Origin of the sequence: Streptomyces sp. NPDC046215 (assembly GCF_040646215.1) — a bacterium.
In the GTDB taxonomy this organism is placed as follows: domain Bacteria; phylum Actinomycetota; class Actinomycetes; order Streptomycetales; family Streptomycetaceae; genus Streptomyces; species Streptomyces stramineus.
The window spans coordinates 19,933-46,160 of the sequence record NZ_JBEYZW010000059.1 but is presented as its reverse complement, the minus strand read 5'-3'; the positions used below and the strand labels follow the sequence as shown (position 1 = coordinate 46,160).

Here is a 26,228-nt window from a genome sequence, read left to right as displayed (position 1 = left end):
CCGGGCGCCCCCCCGGCCGGGTGTTTGGTCGTTCCCCCCCCCAAAACCAGCCCGTCCGGCGCTTGAGGACGCGCCCGCAGGGCGCTCGCCGCCGCAGGCGGCAGAGCAACGGCCTCGCCGCAGGCGCAGGGCGCCCGCCGCCGCAGGCGGCAACCAACGACGGCCCGCAGCCGAAAAGACCCGCCGTCTAAGACGGCATCCGGGCAGCCGCCGCCAGCAGGCGATCCGTGTCCTCCGGACAGAGCAGCAGCGCCCGTCCCACCGTGGCCAGCACCTCCCGCTCGGCCGGCCGGTAGGGGCCGTCGGCCAGGGCGATCCTGGCGCCCTGCAGCAGGATCGATTCGCGCCCCGCCGGAGCCAGGTGGGGCGCGAGCGGCTCCAGGGCCTCGTGGAGTTCGATGGCGAGCGCCGTCCCGCGCGGGTCGAAGCCCTCGCGGCCGCAGCCGCCCAGGCCGGTGCCGCCCGCGTACATGCCGGGAAGGCGGCCCGTGTCGGCGGCGAGGGCCTCGATCAGAGTGATCAGCTGCTCCTCGCTGCAGTCGGCGAAGCCGGCCGCGCGGACCGCGCCGACGGCGGCGCGGCGGACCGTACGGGCCTCGGTGCCGCCCGCGGCGAGGACGGCGAGGGCGACGGTGTGCACCGCGTCGCGGAGCATCGCCGAGAAGCGCGTGGTGGTGGGGTGGTCGAGAATGTCCATGGTGTAGCGGGTACGGCAGGCCGTGCATTCGACGACCGGGCCGACGGGGCCGCGCGGCAGCAGCGGCACGCCGAACGCGACGAGGCGGCGACGGCCGGTGCGGCGGCGGTAGTTGCGGTCGCCTCCGCAGCCGGGGCAGTAGAACTCGCCGTCGCCGACGGTGCGCCATACCGTGCGTACACCCACCACACTCCGGTCCGGTTCGGATCGGCCTTGCGCGTGCATCACGGCGCACCTCCATAACGCCACGGCCTCGTCGCCGCGTTGACGTGATGTTAGCCACATCGGTGATGTGGCGTCAGTACCCCGTGCGCAGAGTTCGGGCTTCCGTTGAAGGATCACGCCACCGGGCCACCGGATACGGTGGATTCGGTGGCGTCCCCTTGACGTCTGCCCCGGATCCCGGGGTTTCAGTCCCGGTAGGCCCGGTTGACCGCCGACACGACCGCCTTGATGGAGGCGCGGGTGGTGTTGGGGTCGGTGCCGATGCCCCACAGGACCTTGCCGTCGATCACGCACTCGATGTACGAGGCGGCGCGGGCGCTGGCGCCCTCGCTCATGGTGTGCTCGGTGTAGTCCAGCAGCCTCGCGTCGACGCCGACGGCCGCGAGGGCGTCGAAGAACGCGGAGATCGGGCCGTTGCCGGTGCCCGTCAGGACGGTGTCGGCGCCGTCGACGACGGCCTCGACGGTCAGGGCGTCGGTGCCCTCGCTGGTGGTCGAGGTCTGGTGGGAGCGCAGGGCGATCCGGCCCCAGGGGTTGCCGTCGGTGGGCAGGTACTCGTCCTGGAAGACGTCCCAGATGGCCTGCGGGGTGATCTCGCCGCCCTGGGCGTCGGTCCGGGCCTGGATGATCCGGGAGAACTCGATCTGCATCCGGCGCGGCAGGTCCAGCTTGTGGTCGTTCTTCAGGACGTAGGCGATGCCGCCCTTGCCGGACTGGGAGTTGACGCGGATGACGGCCTCGTAGGAGCGGCCGACGTCCTTGGGGTCGATGGGCAGGTAGGGCACCGCCCACTCGATGTCGTCCACGGTCTTCCCGGCCGCGGCGGCGGTGGCCTCCATCGCCTCGAAGCCCTTCTTGATGGCGTCCTGGTGGGAGCCGGAGAAGGCGGTGTAGACGAGGTCGCCCGCGTAGGGGTGGCGCGGGTGGACCTCCATCTGGTTGCAGTACTCGGCGGTGCGCCGGACCTCGTCGATCTTGGAGAAGTCGATCTGCGGGTCGACGCCCTGGGAGAAGAGGTTCATGCCCAGGGTGACCAGGTCGACGTTGCCGGTGCGCTCGCCCTGGCCGAACAGACAGCCCTCGACGCGGTCCGCGCCGGCCATGACGGCCAGCTCGGCGGCGGCGACGGCGGTGCCGCGGTCGTTGTGCGGGTGGGCGGACAGGCAGATGTGCTCGCGGCGCGACAGGTGCCGCGACATCCACTCGAAGCGGTCGGCGTGGGTGGCGGGGGTGGAGCGCTCGACCGTGGCCGGCAGGTTCAGGATGATCTCGCGGCCGGCCTCGGGCTGCCAGACGTCCATCACGCCCTCGCAGACCTCCAGGGCGAAGTCCAGCTCGGTGTCGGTGAAGATCTCCGGCGAGTACTGGTAGCCGAAGACGGTGTCGTCGCCGAGGATCTTGTCGGCGTACTCCATGACCAGCCGGGTGCCGTCGACGGCGATCTGCTTGACCTGCTCGCGGGAGCCGCGGAAGACGACGCGGCGGAAGACGGGCGCGGTGGCGTTGTAGAGGTGCACGGTGGCGCGGTGGGCGCCGCGCAGGGACGCGACCGTCCGCTCGATGAGCTCTTCGCGGGCCTGGGTCAGGACGGAGATCGTCACGTCCTCGGGGACGGCCCCGTCCTCGATGATCGACCGGACGAACGCGAAGTCGGTGGCCCCGGAGGAGGGAAAGCCGACTTCGATCTCCTTGTAGCCCATGCGCACGAGCAGATCGAACATCTCGCGCTTACGTGCGGGCGACATCGGGTCGATCAGCGCCTGATTGCCGTCGCGCAGATCGGTGGAGAGCCAGCGGGGGGCGACGGTGATGCGGTTGTCCGGCCAGGTGCGGTCGGGGATGTCCACGGCCTCGTAACGGCCGTATTTGTGGACGGGCATCCCGGAGGGCCGCTGGGTGACGGTCGCCGCGGTGACGGGCGTGGGGCGGCCGACGGAAATCTCGGTCATCTGCGTGGGGCTCCTCGTATGTCCACCGGTACGGCCGACGGGCTGGTCATCGGGCCGATGACCACACCACGGACTCCGCGGGGAGGGGGTCGGCCTCTCGACTACAGGCCCTCGCCGCGGCAGCTAAGAAGAAGCAGCTCGTCACGCATGATGCACAGCACCCTAATCGAGTCCGACGGGAATCACAGGCCCCGTATCAGCATGCAAGATGCGGAATCGATGCCACCCATATGGAGCTCAACCACTCGATTTCATTAATCATGACCGCGAGCAGTGACAAGCCCCCTGCCCGGTGCCACATTGCACGCCATGGACGCCAAGAACAGTTCTGCGAACGCTGCCGAAAAAGTTTTCTGCACCATCGTCCCTCCTCATCTGCTCGACAAGCTCGCCCAGGCCGATGACGCCCGGTTCTCCGGGCCCGCGCGGCGCACCCTGGAACACGACTCGCTGCAGCGCACCCGCCGCCGCATCACCACCGTCCGCGCGGCGGCCGCGCCCGCCGGCACGCCGGGCGACACTCCGCGGCGCACGATCTTCGACGCCGAGCGCAGGGAGGTCCTGCCGGGGAAGAAGGTGCGCGCCGAGGGCGCCGACCCGGGCCAGGACGCCACCGTCAACCGCGCGTACGCGGGGCTCGGGGCCACGTTCGACCTGTTCATGAAGGTCTACGGGCGGCGCTCCATCGACGGCGCCGGACTGCCGCTGAACGCCACCGTCCACTACGGCGAGAACTACGGCAACGCCTTCTGGGACGGCGAGCAGATGGTCTTCGGCGACGGGGACAACGACCTCTTCCTCGACTTCACCATCCCCGTGGACGTCATCGGCCACGAGCTGACCCACGGCGTCGTCCAGTACACGGCGAACCTGGAGTACTACGGCCAGTCGGGGGCGCTGAACGAGTCCGTCGCGGACGTCTTCGGCTCACTGATCAAGCAGTACGCGCTCGGGCAGTCCGCCGACCAGGCCGACTGGCTGATCGGGGCGGGGCTGCTGGGCCCCAACGTCGACAGCGGACAGGCCCTGCGGTCGATGAAGGCACCGGGCACCGCCTACCACGACGACGTGCTGGGCGAGGACCCCCAGCCCGCCACGATGGACGACTACGTCAAGACCTCGCGGGACAACGGCGGGGTGCACATCAATTCCGGCATCCCCAACCACGCCTTCTACCTGCTGGCCACCGAGCTCGGCGGCAACGCGTGGGAGCGGGCGGGCAAGATCTGGTACGCGACGCTGACCGGCGGGGAGCTGGCCTCCGACGCCGATTTCGCGGGCTTCGCGGGGCTGACCGTGGCCGCGGCGCGGGGGCTGTACGGCGACGGGGCCGAGACCGAGGCCGTCCTGAAAGCGTGGCAGCGGGTCGGGGTTCCCACCCCGTAGGGAGCGGGTTACGGGGTAAGGATGGCGTTATGCGGATTGCCATCACCCGTACCGGCGGTTTTGCCGGCATCGAGCGGCGGGCCGAGCTGGAGACCACCGGCCGGCCCGACGCGACACACCTGGAGGCTCTGGCGCACCGGGCACTCGCCCCGTGCGCCGGAGCCGTCACGGCGCCGCCCGGCGTGCCGGACGGCTTCCACTACGACATCACCGTCGACGGACGGACGGTGCACTGCGCCGACCCGCACGTCACCCACGAGCAGCGGGAGCTGATCAGATACGTCCTGAAGGAAGGCGCGTAAGGCCCCGCCCGGCTACGGCTACGGCTACGGCTACGGCTTGATCAGAAGCCGAGCTTGCGCAGCTGCTTCGGGGCCCCTCCCGACCGCCGCCCTCGCACCGCTCGGCCCCTGGGGGCCTCACGGGCTTCGGGCCGCTGCGCCGGCCTCCGGCCGCCGGTGGCCTCCGCCTCAGAAGCCGAGCTTGCGCAACTGCTTCGGATCGCGCTGCCAGTCCTTGGCGACCTTCACGTGGAGGTCGAGATAGACCGGGGTACCGAGGAGCGCCTCGATGTGCTTGCGCGACTTCATCCCGACCTCCTTCAGCCGGGCGCCCTTGGGGCCGATGATGATGCCCTTCTGGCTGGGGCGCTCGATGTAAACGTTGGCGTGGATGTCCAGCAGCGGCTTGTTCGCCGGGCGGTCCTCGCGGGGCAGCATCTCCTCGACCACGACGGCGATCGAGTGCGGCAGCTCGTCCCGGACGCCCTCCAGGGCGGCCTCGCGGATCAGCTCGGCGACCATGACCTGCTCGGGCTCGTCGGTGAGGTCGCCCTCGGGGTACAGCGGCGGGCTCTCCGGCAGCAGCGGGGCGATCAGGTCGGCGAGGAGCGAGACCTGCTTGTCGCCGACCGCCGAGACGGGGACGATCGTCTGCCACTCGAAGCCCAGCTCCACGGCGAGCTGATCGATCGCGATGAGCTGCTCGGCGAGCTGCTTGGAGTCGACCAGGTCCGTCTTGGTGACGATCGCGATCTTCGGGGTCTTCTTGATGCCCGCGAGCTCCTTGGCGATGAACTTGTCACCGGGCCCGAGCTTCTGGTCGGCGGGCAGGCAGAAGCCGATCACGTCGACCTCGGCCCACGTGGTGCGCACGACGTCGTTGAGGCGCTCGCCCAGCAGCGTGCGCGGCTTGTGCAGGCCGGGCGTGTCCACCAGCACGAGCTGGGCGTCCGGCCGGTGCACGATGCCGCGCACGGTGTGGCGGGTGGTCTGCGGGCGGTTGGAGGTGATCGCCACCTTCGTCCCCACCAGCGCGTTGGTCAGGGTCGACTTGCCCGCGTTGGGCCGGCCGACGAAGCACGCGAAGCCCGCGCGGTGAGGGGCCTGGGAGGGGGAGGCAGCACTGTCCATACCCGGTATTCTCCCCGATCCCCCGGACCTCGCCGACCAGCAGGGCTCAGCCGGCCGTCACCACGGCGACGACGGAGCCGTCCGGGGCCGCGAGCAGGACGGGGGTGGCGGGCCCGCCCAGGTCCCGTACCGCGGCCCGGTCCGCGGCGGCCGCGGAGCCCGCGCCGGAGACGACGGCGGCGGCCTCCAGCGACTTCGCGCCGCTGGCCACGGCCATCGCGACGGCCGTCTGCAGGGCACTCAGCGCGAGCGAGTCCAGCGCGACGGTACCGGCGACGTAGGTCCGGCCCGTCTCGTCGCGCACGGCGGCGCCCTCGGGGACGGCGTTACGGGCCCGCGCGGAGCGGGCGAGCGTGATGAGCTTGCGGTCTTCGGGGTCCAGCGTCTCCGTCATACGGGCGAGCATATGCAGCGCCCCGGCGGGCCCGGGGCGCGGCCCGTCGTCAGCCGGCGAGGGAGGTCATGCCGCCGCGCCGCCCCTCCGGTGAATTCAGCCACTCGACCTTGGAGGCCGTGCCCGAGTCCGCCACGGGGTTGTGCATGATGATCGTCAGGTCCGGGCGGGCCGGTACACGCAGCTGGGTGCTCTCGAAGCGCAGCGCGCCGATCAGGGGGTGCTCCATCTCCTTGACCATCTGCCCGCCCCGGCACACGTCGGCGCGCGCCCACAGCTCGGCGAACTCCGGGCTCCGCCCGCTCAGGTCCGTGACGATCTCCTGGAAGCCCTCGTCGTCCGGGCGCTCCGACCACGCGGCCCGGAACTGGGCGACGACGCACCGGGCGTTCTCCTCCCAGTTCGCCAGCCGGGCCCGGTAGACGGGGTCGGTGAAGAAGGTGACCAGGCAGTTCTGCGTGGTGTCCGGGCGGAACCCCAGGACGAGGGCGGCCGACTCGTTGTAGGCGACGATGTTCCAGTAGGCGTCCAGGATCTCCGCCGGATTGGGCATCCAGGCGTCGATCAGCCGGTGCAGCCCCTCGCGGAGGTACTCCCCGTCGTGCTCGGTCCGCGGCAGCGGCGGGTTCAGCCCGGCCAGGACGTACAGGTGGCGGCGCTCGGCGTCGGTGAGCCTCAGCACCCGGGCGACGGCGTCGACGACCTGCGGCGAGACGGTGATGTCGCGCCCCTGCTCCAGCCACTGGTACCAGGAGGCGCCCACCCCGGCGAGGACGGCGACCTCCTCGCGGCGCAGGCCGGGGGTGCGGCGGCGGCCCCCGCCGTCCGGGAGGCCCGCGTCGGCCGGGCTCACCCGCGCCCGGCGGCTCATCAGGAATTCGCGCAGTTCCTGGCGGCGGCGGGACTTCGCACCCCGGGTGTCCGGGGCGGTGCTCACTTCGGTCGGGCTGGCAGACAACAGTTTCCCCCCTGGTCGTGCGGCCATCACCATAAGCGCTGCCTCGCCGGGGCTATTCCGGGTGCGCGTGACCGGGGCTGCGCCCCGGGCCCGGTCATCGAACGCCGGGCAGGCTGTTTTCAGCCTGCCCGGCGTTCGATGACACCTGAAGGGTCAGCTCGTCTCGCCCGCGTCCGCGGGCACCGGCTCCACCAGGACCGTCACGATCCGGTTCCGCCGTCCCGCCGCCGACTCCGCCGTCAGGCGCAGGCCGCGCAGGCCCCCCGGTTCGCCGAGGCCGTACGCGGCCAGGTCGACCTCCGCCGTCGCGCCGGCGATGGGGACGCGGCCCAGGCACTTGGCCAGGAGGCCGCCGACGGTCTCCACGTCCTCGTCGTCCAGCTGCAGGCCGTACAGCTCGCCGAGGTCGCCGATGTCGAGGCGGGCGGTGACGCGGTAGCGGTCCTCGCCCAGCTCCTCGACGGGCGGCAGCTCGCGGTCGTACTCGTCGGTGATCTCGCCGACGATCTCTTCCAGGATGTCCTCGATGGTGACGATGCCGGCGGTGCCGCCGTACTCGTCGACGGCGACCGCGCAGTGGTTGCGCTGCTGCTGCATCTCGCGCAGCAGGTCACCGGCGTTCTTGGTGTCCGGGACGAACACCGCGGGCCGCATCGCGGTGGAGACCAGCTCGGACTCGGCCTCCCGGTTGATGTGCGTCTTGCGGACGAGGTCCTTGAGGTAGACGACGCCGACGATGTCGTCCTCGCTCTCGCCCGTGACCGGTATCCGGGAGAAGCCCGAGCGCAGCGCCAGGGTCAGGGCCTGGCGGATGGTCTTGCCGCGCTCGATGACCACCAGGTCGGTGCGGGGCACCATGACCTCGCGGACGAGGGTGTCGCCGAGCTCGAAGACGGAGTGCACCATGCGGCGCTCGTCGTCCTCGATGAGGGATTCCTTCTCCGCCAGGTCGACCATCGCCCGCAGCTCCGCCTCGGAGGCGAAGGGGCCCTTGCGGAAGCCCTTGCCGGGAGTGAGGGCGTTGCCGATGAGGATCAGCAGCTGGGGCACCGGGCCCATGATCCGGGCGAGGGGCAGCAGCACGTAGGCGGCGGCCGTGGCGGTGTTGAGCGGGTGCTGGCGGCCGATGGTGCGCGGGGAGACCCCGACGGCCACATAGCTGACGAGGACCATCACGCCGATGGCGAGGGTCAGCGCCTTCCAGGTGGTGTCGATCTCCCGCAGGCACACGTAGGTGACGACGACGCCCGCCGCCATCTCGCAGGCGACGCGCACGAGCAGCGCCACATTGAGGTAGCGGGTGGGGTCGGCGGCGACGGCCATCAGCTTGGCGCTGCCGCGCCGGCCCGACCGGACGGATTCCTCCGCCCGGAACCGGGTGGTCCGGGCGAGGCCGGCCTCGGCGCAGGCGGCCAGCCAGGCCACGACCAGCAGCAGGACCGCGGCGGCGATCAGCTGACCGGTCACGTGATCGTGGGGGCCGGGGAGGCCCCTTCGATCCCGCGCTCGGCACGCCAGCCGTCGATGATGGCGGCCTGGAGGCCGAACATCTCGGCCTTCTCGTCGGGCTCCTCGTGGTCGTAGCCCAGGAGGTGGAGGACGCCGTGGACGGTCAGGAGCTGGAGCTCCTCGTCCATGGAGTGGTTCGTCGGCGCCTCCTCGCCCTGCCGCTTGGCGACCTCCGGGCAGAGCACGATGTCACCGAGCAGGCCCTGCGGCGGCTCGTCGTCGTCCTTGGCCGGCGGGCGCAGCTCGTCCATCGGGAAGGACATGACGTCGGTGGGGCCGGGGAGGTCCATCCACTGGATGTGGAGCTGCTCCATGGCGTCGGCGTCGACAACGATGACCGAGAGTTCGGAGAGCGGGTGGATGCGCATCCGGGCGAGGGCGTAGCGGGCGACGTCGAGGATCGCCTGCTCGTCGAGGTCGGTGCCGGATTCGTTGTTGACGTCGATAGCCATCGTTTTCGGTTACTTACTTTCCGTTGCGCTCGTCGAACTGCTCGTACGCGTCGACAATACGGCCGACGAGCTTGTGCCGGACGACGTCGCTGCTGGTGAGCCGGGAGAAGTGGACGTCCTCCACCCCCTCCAGGATCTCCTGGACCTGGCGCAGACCGCTCTTGGTGCCGCCGGGGAGGTCGATCTGGGTGACGTCACCGGTGATGACGATCTTCGAGTCGAAGCCGAGGCGGGTGAGGAACATCTTCATCTGCTCGGCGCTGGTGTTCTGCGCCTCGTCGAGGATGATGAACGCGTCGTTCAAGGTGCGGCCCCGCATGTAGGCCAGGGGCGCGACCTCGATCGTGCCCGCCGCCATCAGGCGGGGGATCGAGTCCGGGTCGAGCATGTCGTGCAGGGCGTCGTAGAGCGGCCGCAGGTAGGGGTCGATCTTCTCGTAGAGCGTGCCGGGCAGGAAGCCGAGCCGCTCGCCGGCCTCGACGGCCGGGCGGGTCAGGATGATGCGGTTGACCTGCTTGGACTGCAGGGCCTGCACGGCCTTGGCCATGGCCAGGTAGGTCTTGCCGGTGCCGGCCGGGCCGATGCCGAAGACGATGGTGTGCTTGTCGATCGCGTCGACGTAGCGCTTCTGGTTGAGCGTCTTGGGGCGGATCGTGCGACCGCGGTTGGAGAGGATGTTCTGGGTGAGGACCTCGGCGGGCGTCTCCCCGCCGTCGCCCTCGCCGCCCTCGTTGCGCAACATCGCGATCGACCGTTCCACCGCGTCCTCCGTCATCGGCTGTCCGGTGCGGAGCACCAGCATCATCTCGTCGAACAAGCGCTGCACCAGGGCGACTTCCCGCCGCTCCCCGGTGGCGCTGACCTCGTTGCCCCGTACGTGTATGTCCACGGCGGGGAAGGCTTCCTCGATCACGCGCAGGAGCGTGTCCCCGGATCCCAGGACCGTCACCATGGGGTGCTTGGCCGGGACCGCGAACCGGGCTGTTGCCTGCGGCTGTGTGGGTGTCTGAGTCATGGGCCGGCTCTGGGGCCTGCTCATCCCTCTTTTCGCGTCCGTTTGTGTCCGACAACCTGGGTATCCAGGGTACGACGGCGCACCCGCGAGCCCCGAGAGGTTTTACGCCTGGCGGAATCCGAGCGTGGGGACGGCGCGGCGCAGCGGCCAGGGCCGGGCGGCGGCGGGGAGCAGGCCGTCGAGGAAGGCGTAGCGGCGCAGGGCGTCCGGGGACTGGTCGTCGTAGGACCGCAGGTGCTTCCACCAGGCGGCGACCTCCACCCAGCCGGGCGCGGAGAGCGACCCGCCGAACTCCTGCACGGACAGGGCGGCGGTGAGCCCGGCGAAGGCCAGCCGGTCGGCGAGCGGCCAGCCGGCGAGGGTGCCGGTGACGAAGCCGGCGACGAAGACGTCCCCGGCGCCGGTCGGGTCCAGCGCCTCGACGCCGATGGCGGGGACCTCGGCGCTCTCGCCCGTGCGGCTGTCGACCGCGTAGGCGCCCTTCTCCCCCATGGTGACGACGGCGAGCGGCACCTTTTCGGCCAGCGCGCGGGCGGCGGCGCGCGGGCAGTCGGTCCGGGTGTAGCGCATGGCCTCCTCGGCGTTGGGCAGGAACGCCTCGCAATGTTCGAGGTCCGCGAGGTCGGACGGGTCCCAGCGGCCCGTCTCGTCCCAGCCGACGTCCGCGAAGACGCGGCTGCCGCGGCGGGCCGCGGTCGCGATCCACTCCTCCTGGCGGCCGGGGACGAGCAGGGCGACGCAGGCGCGGGCCGGGGGCGGACACTCGGGGGCGGGCTCTTCCGGCGGCGGCGCCTCGTGCCCGTGCGAGACCATGGTGCGCTCGCCCTCGTAGGCCATGGAGACGGTCACCGGGGAGTGCCAGCCGGGCACGGTGCGCGAGAGGCCGAGGTCGATGCCCTCGCCGCGGGAGAGGGCTTCCCAGCAGTACTCGCCGTACATGTCGTCGCCGAAGGCGGCGGCGAGGGAGGTGCGCAGGCCCAGCCGGGCCAGGGCGGTCGCCATGTTGGCGACGCCGCCGGGGCTGGAGCCCATGCCGCGGGCCCAGGACTCGGTGCCGCGCACGGGGGCGGAGTCCAGGCCGGTGAAGATGACGTCGAGGAAAACGGTGCCGGTCAGATAGACGTCGGTCTCGGGGTCGCCCTCGGCGCGGATCTCGGCGAGGGGGTCGAGGACGGGCGCGGCACCGGCGAGGCCCTCGCCTCCCTCACACCACTCGGGCCCCGCTGTGCCGTCTACTCCCCGATTCACCCGGCCCCTTGGGCCTCCCTGGCCTCCCTCGTCCCCTTCGAAGCGCTGACCATGGAAAGCCGACTGCGGTGCGGCATGAGGCGAATGGATCGTCATGCTTCCTCGCTGCTCCTCTCACGGGTGCGGGTCCGGACAGTGTGCCCGATGCTGCGATACGTTCCGTGGTATGAGGCTGACGATTCTCGGCGGTGGCGGATTCCGCGTGCCCATGGTGCACCGGGCTCTGCTGGACGATGCGCGGCGCGGTCTCCCCGGCCGCTGTACGGAACTCGTGCTGTACGACACCGATTCGATGCGGATGAGAGTGATCGCGTCCGTGCTGTCGGCCCAGGCGGCCGGCGTACCGGACGCGCCGGACGTACGGATCTCGGACAGCCTGGACGACGCCCTGCGGGGGACGGACTTCGTCTTCTCCGCGATCCGGGTGGGCGGCACGGCCGGACGGGTGCGCGATGAAAGGATTCCGCTCGCGGAGCGGGTGCTGGGCCAGGAGACCGTCGGCGCGGGCGGTGTCCTGTACGGGCTGCGGACGATCCCGGTGGCGCTGGAGATCGCCGAGCGGGTGGCGGCGCTCGCCCCGGACGCCTGGGTCATCAACTTCACCAACCCGGCGGGCATGGTGACCCAGGCCATGTCGAGGGTGCTGGGCGAGCGGGTGATCGGCATCTGCGATTCACCCGTTGGACTGGTCCGCCGGGCCGCGCGGGCCGCGGGCGCGGACCCCGAGCGGGTCGAGTTCGACTACGTGGGTCTCAACCACCTCGGGTGGCTGCGCTCGTTGACCTTGGACGGCCGGGAGCTGCTGCCGGGTCTGCTGGCCGACGAGCGGGCGCTGACGTCCTTCGAGGAGGGCAAGCTCTTCGGGGCCGAGTGGCTCCGCGCCCTGGGGTCCCTGCCGAACGAGTACCTGCACTACTACTACTTCCGCCGCGAGACGCTGCGCTCGGTGCTGGACTCGGTGGAGACGCGCGGTGAGTTCCTCGATCACCAGCAGGTCGGCTTCTTTACGGCGGCGGCCGCCGCGCTCCACAAGGCGCACGAGCTGTGGGAGCACACCCGGCTGCACCGCGAGCAGACCTACGGGGCCGCGAGCCGGGCCGCCAGCGGCGGCTGGCAGCGCGACACGTGCGATCTGGACGGCGGGGGCTACGACCGGGTGGCGCTGGCCCTGATGCGGGCGATCGCCGGGGACGAGCGGACCCGGCTCGTGCTGAATGTGCCCAACGGCTCGACGGTGCCGGCGCTGAGCGCCGACGCCGTCATCGAGACGGTGTGCGAGGTGAGCGCGAAGGGCGCCCGGCCGCTGCCGTGCGCGCCGGTGCGGGAGGATCAGCTGGGGTTGATGCTCCAGCTGAAGGCGGTCGAGCTGGCCACGATCGACGCGGCCGTCCTCGCGGACCGCGGGGCCGCGCTGCGGGCCTTGGCGCTGCACCCTCTGGTGGACTCACCGGCGGTGGCGGCCCGCATCCTGGAGCGGGCGCAGCGGGTTTGAGCGACCCGCTGGACGTCGGGCGCGTCACCTGCGGACGCGCGGTAGCTGGGCGCGCAGTTCCCCGCGCCCCTTCGGGCGCTGCCGTCCTGTCGGCACGCCCGCGACACGGACCGCGGGACCACCCTGACGGCCTGAACGTCACCAGCGGGTGCGCGGTGGCCGGGCGCGCAGTTCCCCGCGCCCCTACGGGCGCACCCCTCCCGCCAGCGCACCGCGACACGGACCGCAGGACCTGACGGCCTGAACGTCACCAGCGGGTACTCGACGGCCAGGCGCGCAGTTCCCCGCGCCCCTACGGGGGCGGCCGAGCCGCACAGGACCTCGCCGGTGCGCGACGGGCGGCGCGTCAGCGCCGCTTCGGCAGTGGGACGCGCATCAGGTCACGGGCCACGGTCAGTTCGCCCTCGAATCCCGCCGCCCGGGCCTGCTCGGCGAAGAGCGCCGGGTCGTCGTAGCGCTGCGAGAAGTGCGTCAGCACCAGGTGCCGCACACCCGCGTCCCTCGCCACCCGGGCCGCCTGGGCGGCCGTCAGGTGCCCGTGTTCGACGGCCAGCTTTTCGTCCGCTTCGAGGAAAGTGGACTCGATGACGAGCATGTCGCACCCCTCGGCCAGGGCGTACACCCCGTCGCACAGCCGGGTGTCCATGACGAACGCGAACCGCTGCCCGCGCCGCACCTCGCTCACCTCGTCGAGCGTGACGTCACCCGCCCGGCCCTCGCGCACCAGGCGCCCCACGTCCGGGCCGGTGATGCCGTGCTCGGCCAGCAGGCCGGGCAGCATCCGCCGCCCGTCGGGCTCGGTCAGGCGGTAGCCGTAGGACTCGACGGGGTGCGAGAGCTTGCGGGCCTCCAGCGTGTACGAGGGGGTCCTCGCGAGCACCCCGCCCCGGCCGGAGACCGGCTCCTCGCTCAGCTTCACCGTCTCGCGGTAGGCGGTGGCGTACCGCAGCCGGTCAAAGAAGCGCTGCCCGCTCGCCGGGTAGTGGGCGGCCACCGGGTGCGGCACCCGGTCCAGGTTGATGCGCTGGACGACCCCGGCGAGCCCCAGGGAGTGGTCGCCGTGGAAGTGCGTGACGCACAGCCGGTTCAGGTCGTGGGCCGCCACCCCGGCGCGCAGCATCTGCCGCTGGGTGCCCTCGCCGGGGTCGAAGAGCAGGCCCTCGCCGTCCCAGAGCAGGACGTAGCCGTTGTGGTTGCGGTGCCGCGTGGGGACCTGGCTGGCCGTGCCGAGGACGACGAGTTCGCGTACGGACAAGGGGAGCGCTCCGTTTTCCGGCCGGTGCTAGCCGGGAGGCCAGTTGAGGCCGCGGCCGCCCAGGACGTGGGCGTGGGCGTGGAAGACGGTCTGCCCGGCGCCCGCGCCGGTGTTCAGCACTATCCGGTAGCCCGAGCCGTCGACGCTCTCCTGCGCGGCGACCTCGCCCGCCTCGCGCAGCACGTCCGCCGCGACGGCGGGCTCAGCGGCGGCCAGGGAGGCGGCGTCGGGGTAGTGCACCTTGGGGATCACCAGGACGTGGGTGGGCGCCTGGGGGTTGATGTCACGGAAGGCGACGGTCGTCGGGGTCTCCCGTACGACGGTCGCCGGCACCTCCCCCGCGACGATCTTGCAGAACAGGCAGTCGGCCTGCGGTTCTCCCGCCACCGGTGGCTCCTTACGGGTCGTCGGCTCGTACCGTCCGGATGCTACCCGCACGCTTCGGCGCGGCGGCGGTCAGTCCGCGCTGATGAACGCGCGCTGGACCCACATGGTCAGCACCAGGGGCACGGCGCCCACGAGCACCAGCGCCTGCAGCCAGCCCCGTTCGGTCCACGGCGGGGCGGTGACGAGGACCGCGAGGGACGTTCCCCAGAGCGCCTGCGCGACGGCGAGCCGCGACCAGCCGATCCGCCGGAGCACGGCCCGCATGCCCGTCCGGGCGCCCTGCGGCAGCTTGCGGTAGATGCGCCAGGCGCCCACCACCCACACGAGGCCCATCAGGGAGATCGCGTACAGCCGGGTGCCCAGGGGGACGGGCAGCGCGGTCGGATCGTCGCCCGTGGGGAAGACCCGGGCGAAGAGGGCGGCGATGAGCAGGCAGAGCAGGGCGAACCAGCGGGTGCGCTGGATCAGCCGGTAGACGACCGAGTACAGCCGGCGCGCGATGTCGTCGTTGTCGGGCCGCAGGCTGAGGGTCTCGCTGTACTCCTTGGCCAGCTCCGGCAGCTTCGCCCCCTTCGTCCGCTCCTTGAGCTTGGCCAGCTCCCCGCGCGCGTAGACGTTGCCGGGGTCGATGCGCAGGGCCTGCAACAGGGCCTGTTCCGCGATGTCCTCGCGGTCGGTGTCGCGGGCCACGAGGTAGAGGGCGAAGTGCCCGCCGACGTAATCCGGGTCGAGCCGGACCGCTTCCAGTGCGACGTCGTACGCCTCCTGGAGGCTTCCCCCGCCCGGGTAGCTGCGTATCGCCATCGACAGCATGAACCGGCAGCGCGCGTTCTCGGGGCGCAGCCGCACGGCCTCGCGGGCGGCGTCGGCGGCGTCGTAGGGCAGGCCCCCGGACCGCAGCGCCTCGCTGCGCTGGAGGTGGGCGTCGGCGTTGTCGGGGTCGGCGCGCAGGGCCTCCCGGGCCGCCTCCCGGGCGCCCATGAAGTCCCCCAGGTCGTTGCAGCAGCCGGCCAGGCGCTCCCAGGCGTAGGAGTCGTCGGGCTCCTCGGCGAGGTGGCGGCCCAGCTGTTCCCGCGCCTGCTCGTAGCGGCCCACCTCCATCAGCGCGAGGGCCCGGGCCAGAGTGGGACTGGTGGTGCTCACAGCATCTTCCGCCGCTTCAGGTACGCCAGCAGCTCGTCGTAGGCGCCCCCTTCGTTGGCGAACTGGGCGACGTTGCGGGCCGAGGCGAACCACGGGCCGGTGGAGGGCCGCACCTGGTCGAGCGCGCCGAGCAGGTCGGCCATGTTGATCATCCGGGCCTGGCCGGAGCGGACGGAGTCCATCAGCGCCCGCTCGGCCGCGGACTCGCACAGGTGCTGGAGGTCCGCGCCGGAGTATCCGTCGGTGCGCTTGGCCAGCTTGCCGAGGTCGATGCCGGCGACGGGCCGCTCCTTGAGGTGGTGGTGGATGATGCCCTCGCGCGCGCTCTGGTCGGGCGGCAGGACGAGCAGCATCCGGTCGAGACGGCCGGGACGGCGCAGCGCGGTGTCGACGTCCCAGGGGTGGTTGGTGGCCGCGAGGACGAAGACGCCGTCGTTCCCGGCGTGGACGCCGTCCAGCTCGGTCAGGAGCTGGTTGACGGTGTTGCGCATGCCGCTGTGGCGGACCTGGCTGCGCTTGGCGCCGAGGGCGTCGATCTCGTCGAGGAAGAGGACGCAGGGGGCGTTGCGGCGGGCGGTCTCGAAGAGCTGGCGCAGGTTTCGCTCGGAGTTGCCGATCCACATGTCGAGGACGTCGCTGATGCTGACGGACATGAAGCGGGCGCCGAGCTCACCGGCCACGGCGCGGGCGATGTAGGTCTTGCCGCAGCCGGGCGGCCCGTACATCAGCAGGCCGCCGCGCAGGCTCTTGCCGTAGAGCCTGCGCAGTTCGGGGTTGCGCATGGGGGCGAGGAAGGCGGCCTCCAGGCGCTCCTTGACCTCGTGCATGCCGCCGACGTCGGCGAGGGTGAGGGTGCCGGTCTCGACCTCCCAGAGGGAGCCGTCGTCGCCCGTGTCCTGCCCGTCGGCGGCGAGCGGGAGGTGCCGGACCGGCGTCTGCCGGGTCTCCTGCGGCTGATGCGGCGCCTGCTGCTCGGGGGGTGTCTGGACGAAGCGGGGCGGGACGACTTCGGACAGCTCGCTCTCGGCACTGCGCCAGTCGTACGCCGCCCCGGACCCCGGAGCGGCGGCTTCTGCGGCGTCTACGGCTTCGACAGCGGCTGTGGTCTCGACGGTGACTGCGGTCTCGACGGCGGCTTCGGCCTCCGCTCCGGCTTCCGCTTCGGCCTCCGCTTCCGCTTCCGCTTCGACGGCGGCTTCGGGCGGCGCGGCGGGCATGGGGGCGTGCACCGGGGCAGGCGCGACGGGCGCCGCCGGCGCGACGGGGGGCGCGACGGCGCGGGCTATCAGGGCCTGCGCCTCGGTGTTGCCCGGTTCGCGCTGCAGGGCGGCGGCGACCTGGGCGATGGCCTCCTGGGCCCGTCCCGCGTCGAGCATGAGCTGGGCGAGGTGCAGGCGCAGGGGCACGTCGTCGGGGGCGGCGTCCACCGCCGTGCGCAGGCTCTTGATGAGCGGGGAGAGCGGGGAGAGAGAGGACTCGTCGGGCATGGGGCCCAGCCTAAGCGGGCCCGCCGGGTGCCCTTCTACTTCCCCCGGTGCTGGTCGTGCGGGTGCTTGTCGGTGCAGTCCGGCCCGGGCTCATGGCCCTTGCCATCGTGCTTGTCACCGCTTTTGTCACCGTTCTTGCCGTCGTGTTTGCCGTCGTTGCTGTCATCCGGCTTGCCCCCGGAGCCGCCCGTGGTGACGCCGCTGCCGGAGCACTCGCCGAGCACGGCGACGGAGAAGGCGGTCTTCCCGTCGACCTTGGCGGTGAGCCTGCCCCGCACGCACGTCTCACCGTGCATCCCAGTGACCCGGCCGTAGACGATGATCTTCTGTCCGCCGCCCGTCCGACCCTCGCACTCGACGCCGATGGCCGAGACAGGGTGCGGCGAGCCCTTGTCGTTGGCGCCCGGGTCCTCCACCCGGCCCGTGCACGTCATCCACTGCACGGGGTAGCCCTTGTCCTTCAGCAGTCCGGTGGCCCGCTTGTCGGTGGTGACGGCGGCGGTCACCGCGTCGAGCCCGTCGGCCGACGCCGGTTCGCAGCCGCTGAGCGCGAGCGCGGCCGGGCCCAGGAGAGCCACCACCGCGGCCACGGACAGCACCCGCCGGTCCCGTAGGTGCCTCAATGCCCCCATAGAGGACAGCTTCCCACCATCACGGCTCCGACGGAAGCCCAACTCCGGTTGGTTGAAGCGGAGTTGAGAGCTTCGCGCCGCGCGAAGGCCGTTAAAATGTCAACTACTCGCTATCGCCCGTGAGTTCGGAAACACGGGTTTTATCATTTACGCATCAAGGTTTCACTTCTCCCCCGTACGCTCTCCTGCGAAGGGGAGCACGCACGCGCACTGGGGAGTCGCGTGCGGGGGCATGCCGCGCAGCAGCGGGCGCCGGGGGGTCTTGGCAGTCGCACCGCTGACGGCTGACTCAGCGGTGCCGCGGCGCACCCCGGCGGCAGCTCATAGGGGGGACTTCTTTGCTCACGTCCGTATTCGTCTGTGCTGTGTCACTGACGCTGTTCTGGATGGCGGCCTTCACGCTCTGGTGGCAGATGCACGCCTGGCGTACGCCCGAGACGCTCGCAGCGACCCGCTTCGAGCCGCCCACCGGCAGCGGCGAGCTGTCCTTCTCCCTGCTCGTCCCGGCCAGACACGAACAAGCCGTCCTCGAACATACGGTCAACCGGCTGCTGGAGTCCACCCACGGCCGGTTCGAAATCCTCGTCATCGTCGGCCACGACGACCCCGAGACCGCCGAGGTCGCCGAGCGGGCCGCGGCCGCCGCGCCCAACCGGGTGCGGGTCGTCGTCGACACCCACCTGGCGAAGAACAAGCCCAAGGCCCTCAACACCGCCCTCCCGCACTGCCTGGGCGACGTGGTGGGCGTCTTCGACGCCGAGGACCAGGTGCACCCGGCGCTCCTCACCCACGTCGACCACGCGTTCCGCTCGACGGGCGCCGACGTGGTGCAGGGTGGTGTCCAGCTGATCAACTTCCACTCCAGCTGGTACAGCCTGCGCAACTGCCTGGAGTACTTCTTCTGGTTCCGCAGCCGCCTCCACCTGCACGCGCTCAAGGGCTTCATCCCGCTCGGCGGCAACACCGTCTTCGTCCGCACCGACGTGCTGCGCGAGGCCGGCGGCTGGGACCCCGAGTGCCTCGCCGAGGACTGCGACCTGGGCGTACGGCTGTCCAGCAAGGGCAAGCGCGTCGTCGTCGCGTACGACTCGGAGATGGTCACCCGCGAGGAGACCCCGGGCTCCCTGATGAGCCTGCTCAAGCAGCGCACCCGCTGGAACCAGGGATTCCTCCAGGTCTACCGCAAGAAGGACTGGAAGCAACTGCCAAGCTTCGGGCAGCGGATGCTCGCCCGCTACACCCTGATGACCCCGTTCTTCCAGGCGTTCACCGGGTTGATCATCCCGGTGAACATCCTGGTGACGCTGCTGCTCCACGTGCCCGTCTACGTCGCCGTGGTGACGTTCCTGCCGGCCGTCGCCGCCTTCCTCACCTTCGTCTTCGAGATCGTCGGGCTGCACGACTTCGGCAAGCAGTACGGCTTCCGGGTGCGGCTGGCGCACTACCTCAAGCTCATCGCCGGCGGGCCCTTCTACCAGCTCATGCTGGCCGGGGCCGCGATCCGCGCGGTGTGGCGGGAGCACCGGGGCCGCAACGAGTGGGAGCTGACGCAGCACGTCGGCGCGCACCTCACCCGAGAGGACGTCGCCTCGTGAGCCCGCTGACACCACTGGTCCCCTCCCTTCCCGACGCCCAGGCCCGCACGGCCGCCCTGCCCCGGACGACACCGGTGACGCTCAGGCCGGTGCTGCGGCTGCGCCGGTCCCGGCCCGATCTGCTGCTGTGCGGGCTGCTGCTGGTCGCGATCCTGCTCGTCCAGGGCTGGAACACCACCGGCTACCCCAACCTCAGTGACGACGAGGGCACTTATCTTGCCCAGGCGTGGGCCGTCCAGCAGGGCAAGGGCCTGGCCCACTACACGTACTGGTACGACCACCCGCCCGTGGGCTGGGTGCAGATCGCAGCCCTGACCTGGCTTCCCTCGCTCGTCGCGCCCGAGACCCTCACCGTCGCCCCGATGCGCTGCGCGATGCTGGTGGTGACCGCGGTGAGCTCGGTGCTGGTGTACGCGCTGGGGCGGCGGCTGGGGCTGCAGCACTGGGCGGCGGGGCTGGGCATGGCCCTGTTCGGGCTGTCCCCGCTCTCGGTCGTCCTCCAGCGGGAGATCTTCCTCGACAACATCGCCGTGATGTGGATGCTGCTGGCCTTCTGCCTGGCCGCCTCCCCGCGCCGGCACCTGTGGCACCACTTCGGCGCGGGGGTGGCCGCCGCCGTCGCCGTGCTGTCGAAGGAGACCATGCTGGTCGTCCTGCCGGCGCTGCTGGTGACGATGTGGCGCCACAGCCACCGCGACACCCGCAAGTTCGCCGTCACGGGCGCGATCACGGCGTGCGTGCTGATCGGGCTGTCGTATCCGCTGTTCGCGCTGCTCAACCACGAGCTGCTCCCCGGCCCCGGTCACGTCTCGCTCTACGACGGCGTCACGTACCAGATGAGCCGGGCGGGCTCCGGCTTCATCCTGGACAGCGGCTCCGCGGCCCACGAGGTGCTGGACTCCTGGCTGTACTACGACACGGTCCTGCCGGTCGGCGGGCTCGCCGCCGCCCTCGTGCTGCTGGTGTGCGCCCGCCGGTCGCTCACGGGCCGGGCCCTGGCCGGGCCCGCACTCGCCGTGCTGATCCTCGCCCTGGTCGCGATGCGCCCCTCGGGCTACCTGCCGGCCATGTACGTCATCCAGGCGCTGCCGTTCGTCTCCCTGGCCCTCGCCGGGGCCGCCGCGTCCGTCGCGGGGGCGCTGCTGCGCACCCGCCCCGGCTTCCGCCGGCGCTGGTACCCGGCCCGCTGGACCGCGGTGGTCCTGCTGGCCGCCGCGGCCGTGGCCTACGCCGGGCCGCGCTGGTACGACGGTACCCGCACCGCTCTGACCAGCGACGTCAACGCCCCCTACCGGGGCGCCACCGCCTGGATGCGGGACAAGGCCGGCGACCCCTCGCGCACGCGCGTGCTCGCCGACGACGCGATCTGGCTGGACCTCGTGCACGCCGGCTACGCACCCGGCACCGGCGCCATCTGGTTCTACAAGGCCGATCTCGACCCGGCCGTCGCCGAAACCCTGCCGAACGGCTGGCGGGACCTGGACTACGTGGTCGCCTCGCCGACCGTCCGGCGCGACGCCGTCAACCTGCCGGTGGTCAAGGCCGCCCTGGAGAACTCCGAGCCCGTCGCCGCCTTCGGCCGCGGCGAGGACCGCATCGAGATCCGCCGGATCGTGGGAGCCGCCCGATGACACGCTTCGGCACCGGAGCCGAGGAGCTGGACACCGCGCCGCTGCGCCCGTCCGGCTCCGGAGCCGGGACGCGGACGGTCACCGTCGTCGTCCCCACCTTCAACGAGGCCGGGAACGTCGGCGAGCTGCTGCGCCGGCTCACCGAGGCGCTGCCCTCCCGGTTCCCGTGCGAGGTCGTCTTCGTCGACGACAGCACGGACGACACCGCGGACGTCATCCGGCGGGCGGCGCGCTCGTGCCCGTTCCCCGTGACCGTCATCCACCGCGACGAGCCCGTCGGCGGGCTCGGCGGGGCGGTCGTGGAGGGGATGCGGGTCGTGGACCCGATGGGCCGCGGCTGGTTCGTCGTCATGGACGCCGATCTCCAGCACCCGCCCGACCTCGTGCCCGACCTGGTGGACGCGGGCATCCGCGAGGGCGCCGAGCTGGTCGTCGCCAGCCGCTACCGCCCCGGCGGCAGCCGGGCCGGGCTGGCGGGCGGCTACCGCGTCGCCGTGTCCCGCTCGGCGACCTGGCTGGCCAAGGGGACGTTCCCCCGGCTGCTGCGGGGCATCAGCGACCCGATGAGCGGCTTCTTCGCCATCCGGCGCGAGACGGTCGCGGCCGCGCTGGCCGAGGAGGGGCTGCGGCCGCTCGGCTACAAGATCCTGCTCGAACTCGCGGTGCGCTGCCGCCCCGCCACCGTCACCGAGCTGCCCTTCGCCTTCCAGGACCGCTTCGCGGGCGCGTCCAAGTCCACGGCCCGCGAGGGCTTCCGCTTCCTGGGCCACCTCACCGCACTGCGCACGGCGGCCCCCGTCGCCCGCATGCTCCTCTTCGGCCTCATCGGGCTCACCGGCTTCCTGCCGAACCTCCTGGGGCTGCACCTGCTGACGGGTACCGGCCTGCATTACCTGCCGGCGGAGATCGTCGCCAACCAGTTCGGCGTCGTGTGGAACTTCCTCCTCATCGAGGTGCTGCTCTTCCGCGACCGGCGACACCGCCACTGGGCGGACCGCGTGGCCCGCTTCGCGCTGCTGGCCAACGCCGATCTGCTGCTGCGCATCCCGCTGATCGCCGTCCTCGTCGGCGCCCTCCACTTCGGCGTGCTCCCCGCCACGGCGCTCGCCCTGCTCACCACCTTCGTCCTGCGCTTCGCCGCCACGGAGGCCCTGGTCTACCTGCCCCGCAAGAGCCGCAAGCACCGCTAGCACCAGCCGCGACCACGGCACCGGCCCCGGGCGAGCCCCGGGGCCGGCCACGCCCCGCCGCGGAGAAGGGACCAGTCCATGCCACTGACCGCCCCCCGACGCACCGCCCTCAAGAAACGCGCCAGACGCACCCGCGCCGCCGCCGCGCTGCTCCTCGCCTCCTCCGCCTCCTTCGGCCTGCTGCTCTCCGCACCGGGGCCCGCCGAGGCCGGCTCCAATCTCCTCGTCAACCCGGGCCTGGAGTCCGTGCGGCCCGACGGCTTGCCGACGTGCTGGCAGAAGTCCGGCTGGGGCGACAACGACTTCACCGTCACCTCCACACCGGACGCCCACGGCGGTGCCAAGGCGATGGCCGTGTCGATCACCCGGCGGGTCGACGGGGACCGCAAGGCGTTAATGGTCGAGGACACCTCCTGCGCCCCCAATGTGACACCGTCCCACCAGTACGACCTGTCGCTCTGGTACAAGAGCACCACCCCGGACGCGTCCATCACCGTCTTCCGCCATGACGTGAAGGACGGCTGGCAGTACTGGACCGACCTCAAGACGCTCCCGGTCGCCGGGGCGTACACCCGCACCGAGGTCCGCACCCCCGTCGTGCCCCCGGGCACCGACCAGATCACGTGGGGCGTCTCGGTCTACGGCACGGGCACGGTGACCACCGACGACTACGCGATGGAGGACGCCACCCAGCCGGCCCCCGGCGACGTGTGCACCGCCGGTGCCGCCTGCACCAAGGGCAGCTGGGCGGTGATGCCGTTCAAGAACCCGGTCCGCAGCATGCACTCGGTCGTACTCCACAACGGCAAGGTGCTGCTCGTCGCCGGCTCGGGCAACGACCCGGCGATGTTCAAGGCGGGGACGTTCACCTCGGCGGTCTACGACCCGAAGACCGGCAAGATGAAGACCATCCCGACACCGGTGGACATGTTCTGCGGCGGCCACGTCCAGCTCTCCGACGGCCGGGTCCTCATCATGAGCGGCAACAAGGACTACCCCGCCGCGGACGGCAGCCACGGCTACAAGGGCCTGAAGGACAGCTACCTCTTCGACCCGGCCAGTGAGTCGTACATCAAGACCAACGACATGAACGACGGCCACTGGTACCCCTCCGCCACGATCCTCGGCAACGGCGACGTCATCACCTTCGGCGGCCTGCGCGAGGACTCGACCGGCAGCGTCACGGCCGAGAAGTTCAGCCAGGCGCAGCAGAAGTGGCTGCCGCTGAACGAGGTCAACCAGACCTGGTCGTACTGGGGCCTGTACCCGTCGATGGTGCTGATGCAGGACGGCCGGCTCTTCTACTCCGGCAGCCACGTCTTCGGCAACGGCACCCCCGGCACGGGCGCGTCCGTCTACGACTACGGCGCCAACACCATCAAGGACGTCCCGGGCCTCCAGGACAAGGACAACCGCGACCAGTCCGCGAGCGTCCTGCTGCCCCCCGCCCAGGACCAGCGGGTCCTGACCATGGGCGGCGGCAACGTCAACACCAACCCCGAGGCCAACCGCCGCACGGACATCATCGACCTCAAGAAGCCCGACCCGCGGTACACGCCGGGCCCGCTCCTCCCGCAGGGCACCGTCGACCAGGGCCAGGGCCCCAAGCCGCAGACGGGCGCGCAGGGCAAGATGTACGTCTCCGCGGTGCTGATGCCCGACGGCAAGGTCCTGGAGACCGGCGGCGGGCTGCACGACCGGGCCGATCCGGTGTACGAGGCCAGCTTCTTCAACCCGGCGACGGACACGTTCCAGCCGGGCCTGGCCACGGACCCGATCCCGCGGACGTACCACTCCTCGGCGTTCCTGCTGCCCGACGGCCGGGTGATGGCGGTCGGTGACAACCCCGGCAACGGCACGTTCGACGACCATGTCTCGATCTACACCCCGCCGTACCTGTACAAGGGCGCGCGCCCGCAGATCACGTCGGTCGCGTCGGACAAGTGGCAGTACGCCAGCACCCAGCGGATCACGGTGGACCGGCCGATCGTGAAGGCCGAGCTGATCCGTCCGGCGGCCGTCACCCACTCCTCCGACCCCAACCAGCGCTTCGTCGACCTGCCGTTGACCGTCGGCTCCGACGGTAAGACCATCGACCTCAACGTCACCAGCAACCCCAACCTGGCGCCGCCCGGCTGGTACATGCTGTACGCGGTCGACGCGGCCGGCGTCCCCTCGGTCGCCTCCTGGGTCCACCTCGGCGGCCCGGAGGCCATGGCGGCACCGATGGTGCACCACTTCGCGGGCGACATGGCGCAGACGGCGAAGAAGTCCCAGCCCAAGCGGGCGTCGGCACAGGTCGACGCGCAGATCTCGGGCTGCGACCGGCACTACGGGGCGGCGAACGTGTGCGTCCCGACGAAGTTCCCGAAGAAGGTCGCCGCGACGCCGCAGGCCCGCTGCCAGTGGCTGAAGTCCCACGGCTACAAGAACCTGAAGGTCAACGGCAAGGAGGACCCGCTGAGGCTCGACCCGGACAGGAACGGGCGCGCTTGCGGGTGAGCGTGCGCGTTTGAGGACGGAGAGGGCGGATTAAGCTCGCACGATGTCGATCTTCCTCCCTCTCCTCTTCCTCCTGTTCGGCATAGCCGGCGTGGTCTTCGGCCTCGTCCTGGCGTTCAACGTGCGGGGCACGGTGACCCGCAAGGTGGAGCGCACCCGCAAGCGGGTCGAACTCATCCACCAGGCGACCGGCCGCCTCGGCCCGCCCCCGTCGCCCTACATGGGCACCGCGTGGTACGCCCGGACCCTGGGGGCGGTGATGATCCCGTTCGCGCTGCTCATGACCCTCGGGGGGTACATCCTGCTGACCCGCGCCTGACGACGGCCCGGACCTCGGGTCAGATGCCGAAGGGTGCGGCGTAGTGGACAGTGCCGCTCGGCAGCGGGTGACCGTCGTCGAGAGCGAGGGCCATCAGGGCCTCGTCCGGAACGTCGATGGTGAGCCCGATCCCTGCGGCGGAGGCCCGGCGGAAACCGAACCGCGGGTAGTAGTCCGGGTGCCCGAGGACGACGACGAAGCGCTCGCCCATACCGCGGGCGGCTTCGAGAACCGCACGGACGGCGGCGGAACCGAGCCCGCTCCGCTGGTGGTCGGGGAGCACGGCGACGGGGGCCAGGCACAAGGCCGGGGTGTCACCGATGTGGCAGCGGGTGAGCAGCGCGTGCCCGGCGAGCGTGCCGTCCGGGGTTTCGGCGACGACGGACAGGCCGTCGATCCAGGCGGGGTCGGTGCGCAGAGCGTCGACGAGGTCGGCTTCGAGGGGGGTGTCGAACGCGGCGAGGTGGATGGCGCGGACGGCGGGGAGGTCGGCGCGGGTCTCGGGGCGGGTGTTGTGGATCTGGCTCACGCGGGACGCTAACACGGGGGCCGGGCGGGGGGCTGCTGGGTTTTGGGGTGGGTTGGGGACGCGGGGCGGGGGTCGTGGCGAGCTTCAGCGTCGCAAACGTACCGCTTCCGACTTCGGACGGACGGGGAGCAGGTGGGCGCTGCGGAAGTGCTGCCGCACGGCGATGGTGGCGTCGACGGCCGCTTCTCGGTCGTCACCGAGGGCGGCCCGCCGCCGAGCGGTCTCCAGCTCGGCGCACTGAGCGCACCCCAAGGGGGAGACGAACGCCGGGCGCTCGGGTGGGGCCAGTTCGAACCAGAGCATCTTGCCGCGGGTGGAGCCGAGACTGTCCGGCTCGAAGGCGTAGCTGCCCCAGGCGGCGGCACACCGCTGCACGAGCGTCAGCCCGCGCCCGCCGCCGACGGCGTGATTGCCGAAGAACGGGGGGATCTCGGGGCTGGTGTCCCAGACGCTGACCCGCAGCGGCTGCCCCTCCGCGCCACGCAGCCGCACGGAGGAGGGGCCGTCGGTGTGCACGTAGGCGTTGGTGACGAGCTCGAAGGCCAACAGTTCGGCGGTGTCGACGAATTCGGCCATGCCGTGCGCGCCGAGCACGGTCCGGACGGCGACGCGGGCGACACCGGCGGCACGGGGGTCGCGCGGCAGTTCGAGGGTGTACGTCCAGGGCTGTGGGTTGGCTACGGTGGCCATGGAAGTCTCCTGACAGGGGGCGAAGTTGAGCCATTCGGAGTGGCGTGCGCCACACCGTAGCTTTCTTCACGGACTACATTCCATGTAATCCGTGAGCCGTAGCCCATGAGACCTGAACGAGTGACAGCAGC

General features: G+C 71.6%; 24 protein-coding genes. 8 read left to right on the top strand and 16 right to left on the bottom strand.

What is annotated here, in order from left to right; genetic code table 11:
- Positions 1 to 187 precede the first annotated feature (187 nt).
- On the bottom strand, positions 188 to 922 hold the full coding sequence (locus ABZ951_RS23580) for a TerB family tellurite resistance protein (protein ID WP_344088946.1): 735 nt from the start codon (positions 920 to 922) through the stop codon (positions 188 to 190).
- A gap of 185 nt (positions 923 to 1,107) precedes the next feature.
- Complete coding sequence (gene leuA, locus ABZ951_RS23575; protein ID WP_344088818.1) at positions 1,108 to 2,871, bottom strand: 2-isopropylmalate synthase; 1,764 nt, start codon at positions 2,869 to 2,871, stop codon at positions 1,108 to 1,110.
- Positions 2,872 to 3,180: 309 nt separating this feature from the next.
- Between leuA and ABZ951_RS23570 the strand changes: the two genes are divergently transcribed.
- Together ABZ951_RS23570 and ABZ951_RS23565 are read left to right on the top strand one after the other, a co-directional pair.
- Complete coding sequence (locus ABZ951_RS23570; protein WP_344088821.1) at positions 3,181 to 4,257, top strand: M4 family metallopeptidase; 1,077 nt, start codon at positions 3,181 to 3,183, stop codon at positions 4,255 to 4,257.
- 29 nt (positions 4,258 to 4,286) lie between these two features.
- Entirely contained in the window at positions 4,287 to 4,559 is a 273-nt protein-coding gene (locus tag ABZ951_RS23565) for a protealysin inhibitor emfourin (RefSeq protein ID WP_344088824.1), read from the top strand.
- A gap of 168 nt (positions 4,560 to 4,727) precedes the next feature.
- Here ABZ951_RS23565 and era read toward each other — a convergent pair whose 3' ends face one another.
- The 7 genes from era to ABZ951_RS23530 form a co-directional block, all read right to left on the bottom strand.
- Positions 4,728 to 5,669: a GTPase Era gene (gene era / locus ABZ951_RS23560; protein ID WP_215080830.1), complete on the bottom strand. Its 942-nt coding sequence runs from the start codon at positions 5,667 to 5,669 to the stop codon at positions 4,728 to 4,730.
- 46 nt (positions 5,670 to 5,715) lie between these two features.
- Positions 5,716 to 6,063, bottom strand: a complete 348-nt coding sequence (locus ABZ951_RS23555) for a cytidine deaminase (protein ID WP_344088831.1) — start codon at positions 6,061 to 6,063, stop codon at positions 5,716 to 5,718.
- A gap of 49 nt (positions 6,064 to 6,112) precedes the next feature.
- The gene (locus ABZ951_RS23550) at positions 6,113 to 6,934 is read right to left on the bottom strand and encodes a helix-turn-helix transcriptional regulator (RefSeq protein WP_344088949.1); all 822 of its coding nucleotides are present in this window, start codon (positions 6,932 to 6,934) and stop codon (positions 6,113 to 6,115) included.
- Between the two features lie 240 nt (positions 6,935 to 7,174).
- Positions 7,175 to 8,488, bottom strand: coding sequence for a hemolysin family protein (locus tag ABZ951_RS23545; protein WP_344088834.1), 1,314 nt, complete (start codon positions 8,486 to 8,488; stop codon positions 7,175 to 7,177).
- Entirely contained in the window at positions 8,485 to 8,982 is a 498-nt protein-coding gene (gene ybeY, locus ABZ951_RS23540) for an rRNA maturation RNase YbeY (protein ID WP_344088837.1), read from the bottom strand. The genes ABZ951_RS23545 and ybeY overlap by 4 nt, the downstream gene beginning before the upstream one ends.
- 13 nt (positions 8,983 to 8,995) lie before the next feature.
- Positions 8,996 to 9,997, bottom strand: coding sequence for a PhoH family protein (locus tag ABZ951_RS23535; protein WP_344088840.1), 1,002 nt, complete (start codon positions 9,995 to 9,997; stop codon positions 8,996 to 8,998).
- 102 nt (positions 9,998 to 10,099) lie between these two features.
- Positions 10,100 to 11,149, bottom strand: a complete 1,050-nt coding sequence (locus ABZ951_RS23530) for a PfkB family carbohydrate kinase (protein ID WP_344088952.1) — start codon at positions 11,147 to 11,149, stop codon at positions 10,100 to 10,102.
- A 262-nt stretch (positions 11,150 to 11,411) separates the two neighbouring features.
- Here ABZ951_RS23530 and ABZ951_RS23525 point away from each other — a divergent pair, with 262 nt between their 5' ends.
- Entirely contained in the window at positions 11,412 to 12,737 is a 1,326-nt protein-coding gene (locus tag ABZ951_RS23525) for a 6-phospho-beta-glucosidase (protein ID WP_344088843.1), read from the top strand.
- Between the two features lie 346 nt (positions 12,738 to 13,083).
- On the opposite strand, the gene ABZ951_RS23520 is transcribed toward ABZ951_RS23525, so the two are convergent.
- The 5 genes from ABZ951_RS23520 to ABZ951_RS23500 all read right to left on the bottom strand — a co-directional run bounded on the left by ABZ951_RS23520 (position 13,084) and on the right by ABZ951_RS23500 (position 17,641).
- Positions 13,084 to 13,992, bottom strand: a complete 909-nt coding sequence (locus tag ABZ951_RS23520; RefSeq protein ID WP_344088846.1) for a ribonuclease Z — start codon at positions 13,990 to 13,992, stop codon at positions 13,084 to 13,086.
- 27 nt (positions 13,993 to 14,019) lie between these two features.
- Positions 14,020 to 14,379 carry a histidine triad nucleotide-binding protein gene (locus ABZ951_RS23515; RefSeq protein WP_344088850.1) on the bottom strand — a complete coding sequence of 120 codons (360 nt, stop codon included), beginning with the start codon at positions 14,377 to 14,379 and terminating at the stop codon, positions 14,020 to 14,022.
- 69 nt (positions 14,380 to 14,448) lie between these two features.
- Positions 14,449 to 15,522 (bottom strand): tetratricopeptide repeat protein, encoded by a 1,074-nt coding sequence (locus ABZ951_RS23510; protein WP_344088853.1) that lies wholly within the window; start codon positions 15,520 to 15,522, stop codon positions 14,449 to 14,451.
- A complete protein-coding gene (locus ABZ951_RS23505; protein ID WP_344088856.1) occupies positions 15,519 to 17,009 on the bottom strand; it encodes an AAA family ATPase in 1,491 nt (496 codons plus the stop codon). Before ABZ951_RS23505 ends, ABZ951_RS23510 begins: the two co-directional genes overlap by 4 nt.
- 35 nt (positions 17,010 to 17,044) lie before the next feature.
- Positions 17,045 to 17,641, bottom strand: a complete 597-nt coding sequence (locus tag ABZ951_RS23500) for a hypothetical protein (RefSeq protein ID WP_344088859.1) — start codon at positions 17,639 to 17,641, stop codon at positions 17,045 to 17,047.
- A gap of 338 nt (positions 17,642 to 17,979) precedes the next feature.
- Here ABZ951_RS23500 and ABZ951_RS23495 point away from each other — a divergent pair, with 338 nt between their 5' ends.
- The 5 genes from ABZ951_RS23495 (at position 17,980) to ABZ951_RS23475 (ending at position 24,878) form a co-directional block, all read left to right on the top strand.
- Positions 17,980 to 19,236 carry a glycosyltransferase gene (locus ABZ951_RS23495; RefSeq protein WP_344088862.1) on the top strand — a complete coding sequence of 419 codons (1,257 nt, stop codon included), beginning with the start codon at positions 17,980 to 17,982 and terminating at the stop codon, positions 19,234 to 19,236.
- A gap of 56 nt (positions 19,237 to 19,292) precedes the next feature.
- On the top strand, positions 19,293 to 20,867 hold the full coding sequence (locus ABZ951_RS23490; RefSeq protein WP_344088955.1) for a glycosyltransferase family 39 protein: 1,575 nt from the start codon (positions 19,293 to 19,295) through the stop codon (positions 20,865 to 20,867).
- Complete coding sequence (locus ABZ951_RS23485; protein ID WP_344088865.1) at positions 20,864 to 22,057, top strand: glycosyltransferase; 1,194 nt, start codon at positions 20,864 to 20,866, stop codon at positions 22,055 to 22,057. Before ABZ951_RS23490 ends, ABZ951_RS23485 begins: the two co-directional genes overlap by 4 nt.
- Positions 22,058 to 22,135: 78 nt before the next feature.
- Positions 22,136 to 24,559 (top strand): galactose oxidase early set domain-containing protein, encoded by a 2,424-nt coding sequence (locus tag ABZ951_RS23480; RefSeq protein ID WP_344088868.1) that lies wholly within the window; start codon positions 22,136 to 22,138, stop codon positions 24,557 to 24,559.
- Between the two features lie 43 nt (positions 24,560 to 24,602).
- The gene (locus ABZ951_RS23475) at positions 24,603 to 24,878 is read left to right on the top strand and encodes a hypothetical protein (RefSeq protein ID WP_344088871.1); all 276 of its coding nucleotides are present in this window, start codon (positions 24,603 to 24,605) and stop codon (positions 24,876 to 24,878) included.
- Positions 24,879 to 24,897: 19 nt separating this feature from the next.
- Here the strand turns inward: ABZ951_RS23475 and ABZ951_RS23470 are convergent, their stop codons facing one another.
- The gene (locus ABZ951_RS23470) at positions 24,898 to 25,407 is read right to left on the bottom strand and encodes an N-acetyltransferase (RefSeq protein ID WP_344088874.1); all 510 of its coding nucleotides are present in this window, start codon (positions 25,405 to 25,407) and stop codon (positions 24,898 to 24,900) included.
- 84 nt (positions 25,408 to 25,491) lie between these two features.
- Entirely contained in the window at positions 25,492 to 26,097 is a 606-nt protein-coding gene (locus tag ABZ951_RS23465; RefSeq protein WP_344088877.1) for an ATP-binding protein, read from the bottom strand.
- Positions 26,098 to 26,228: the final 131 nt, after the last annotated feature.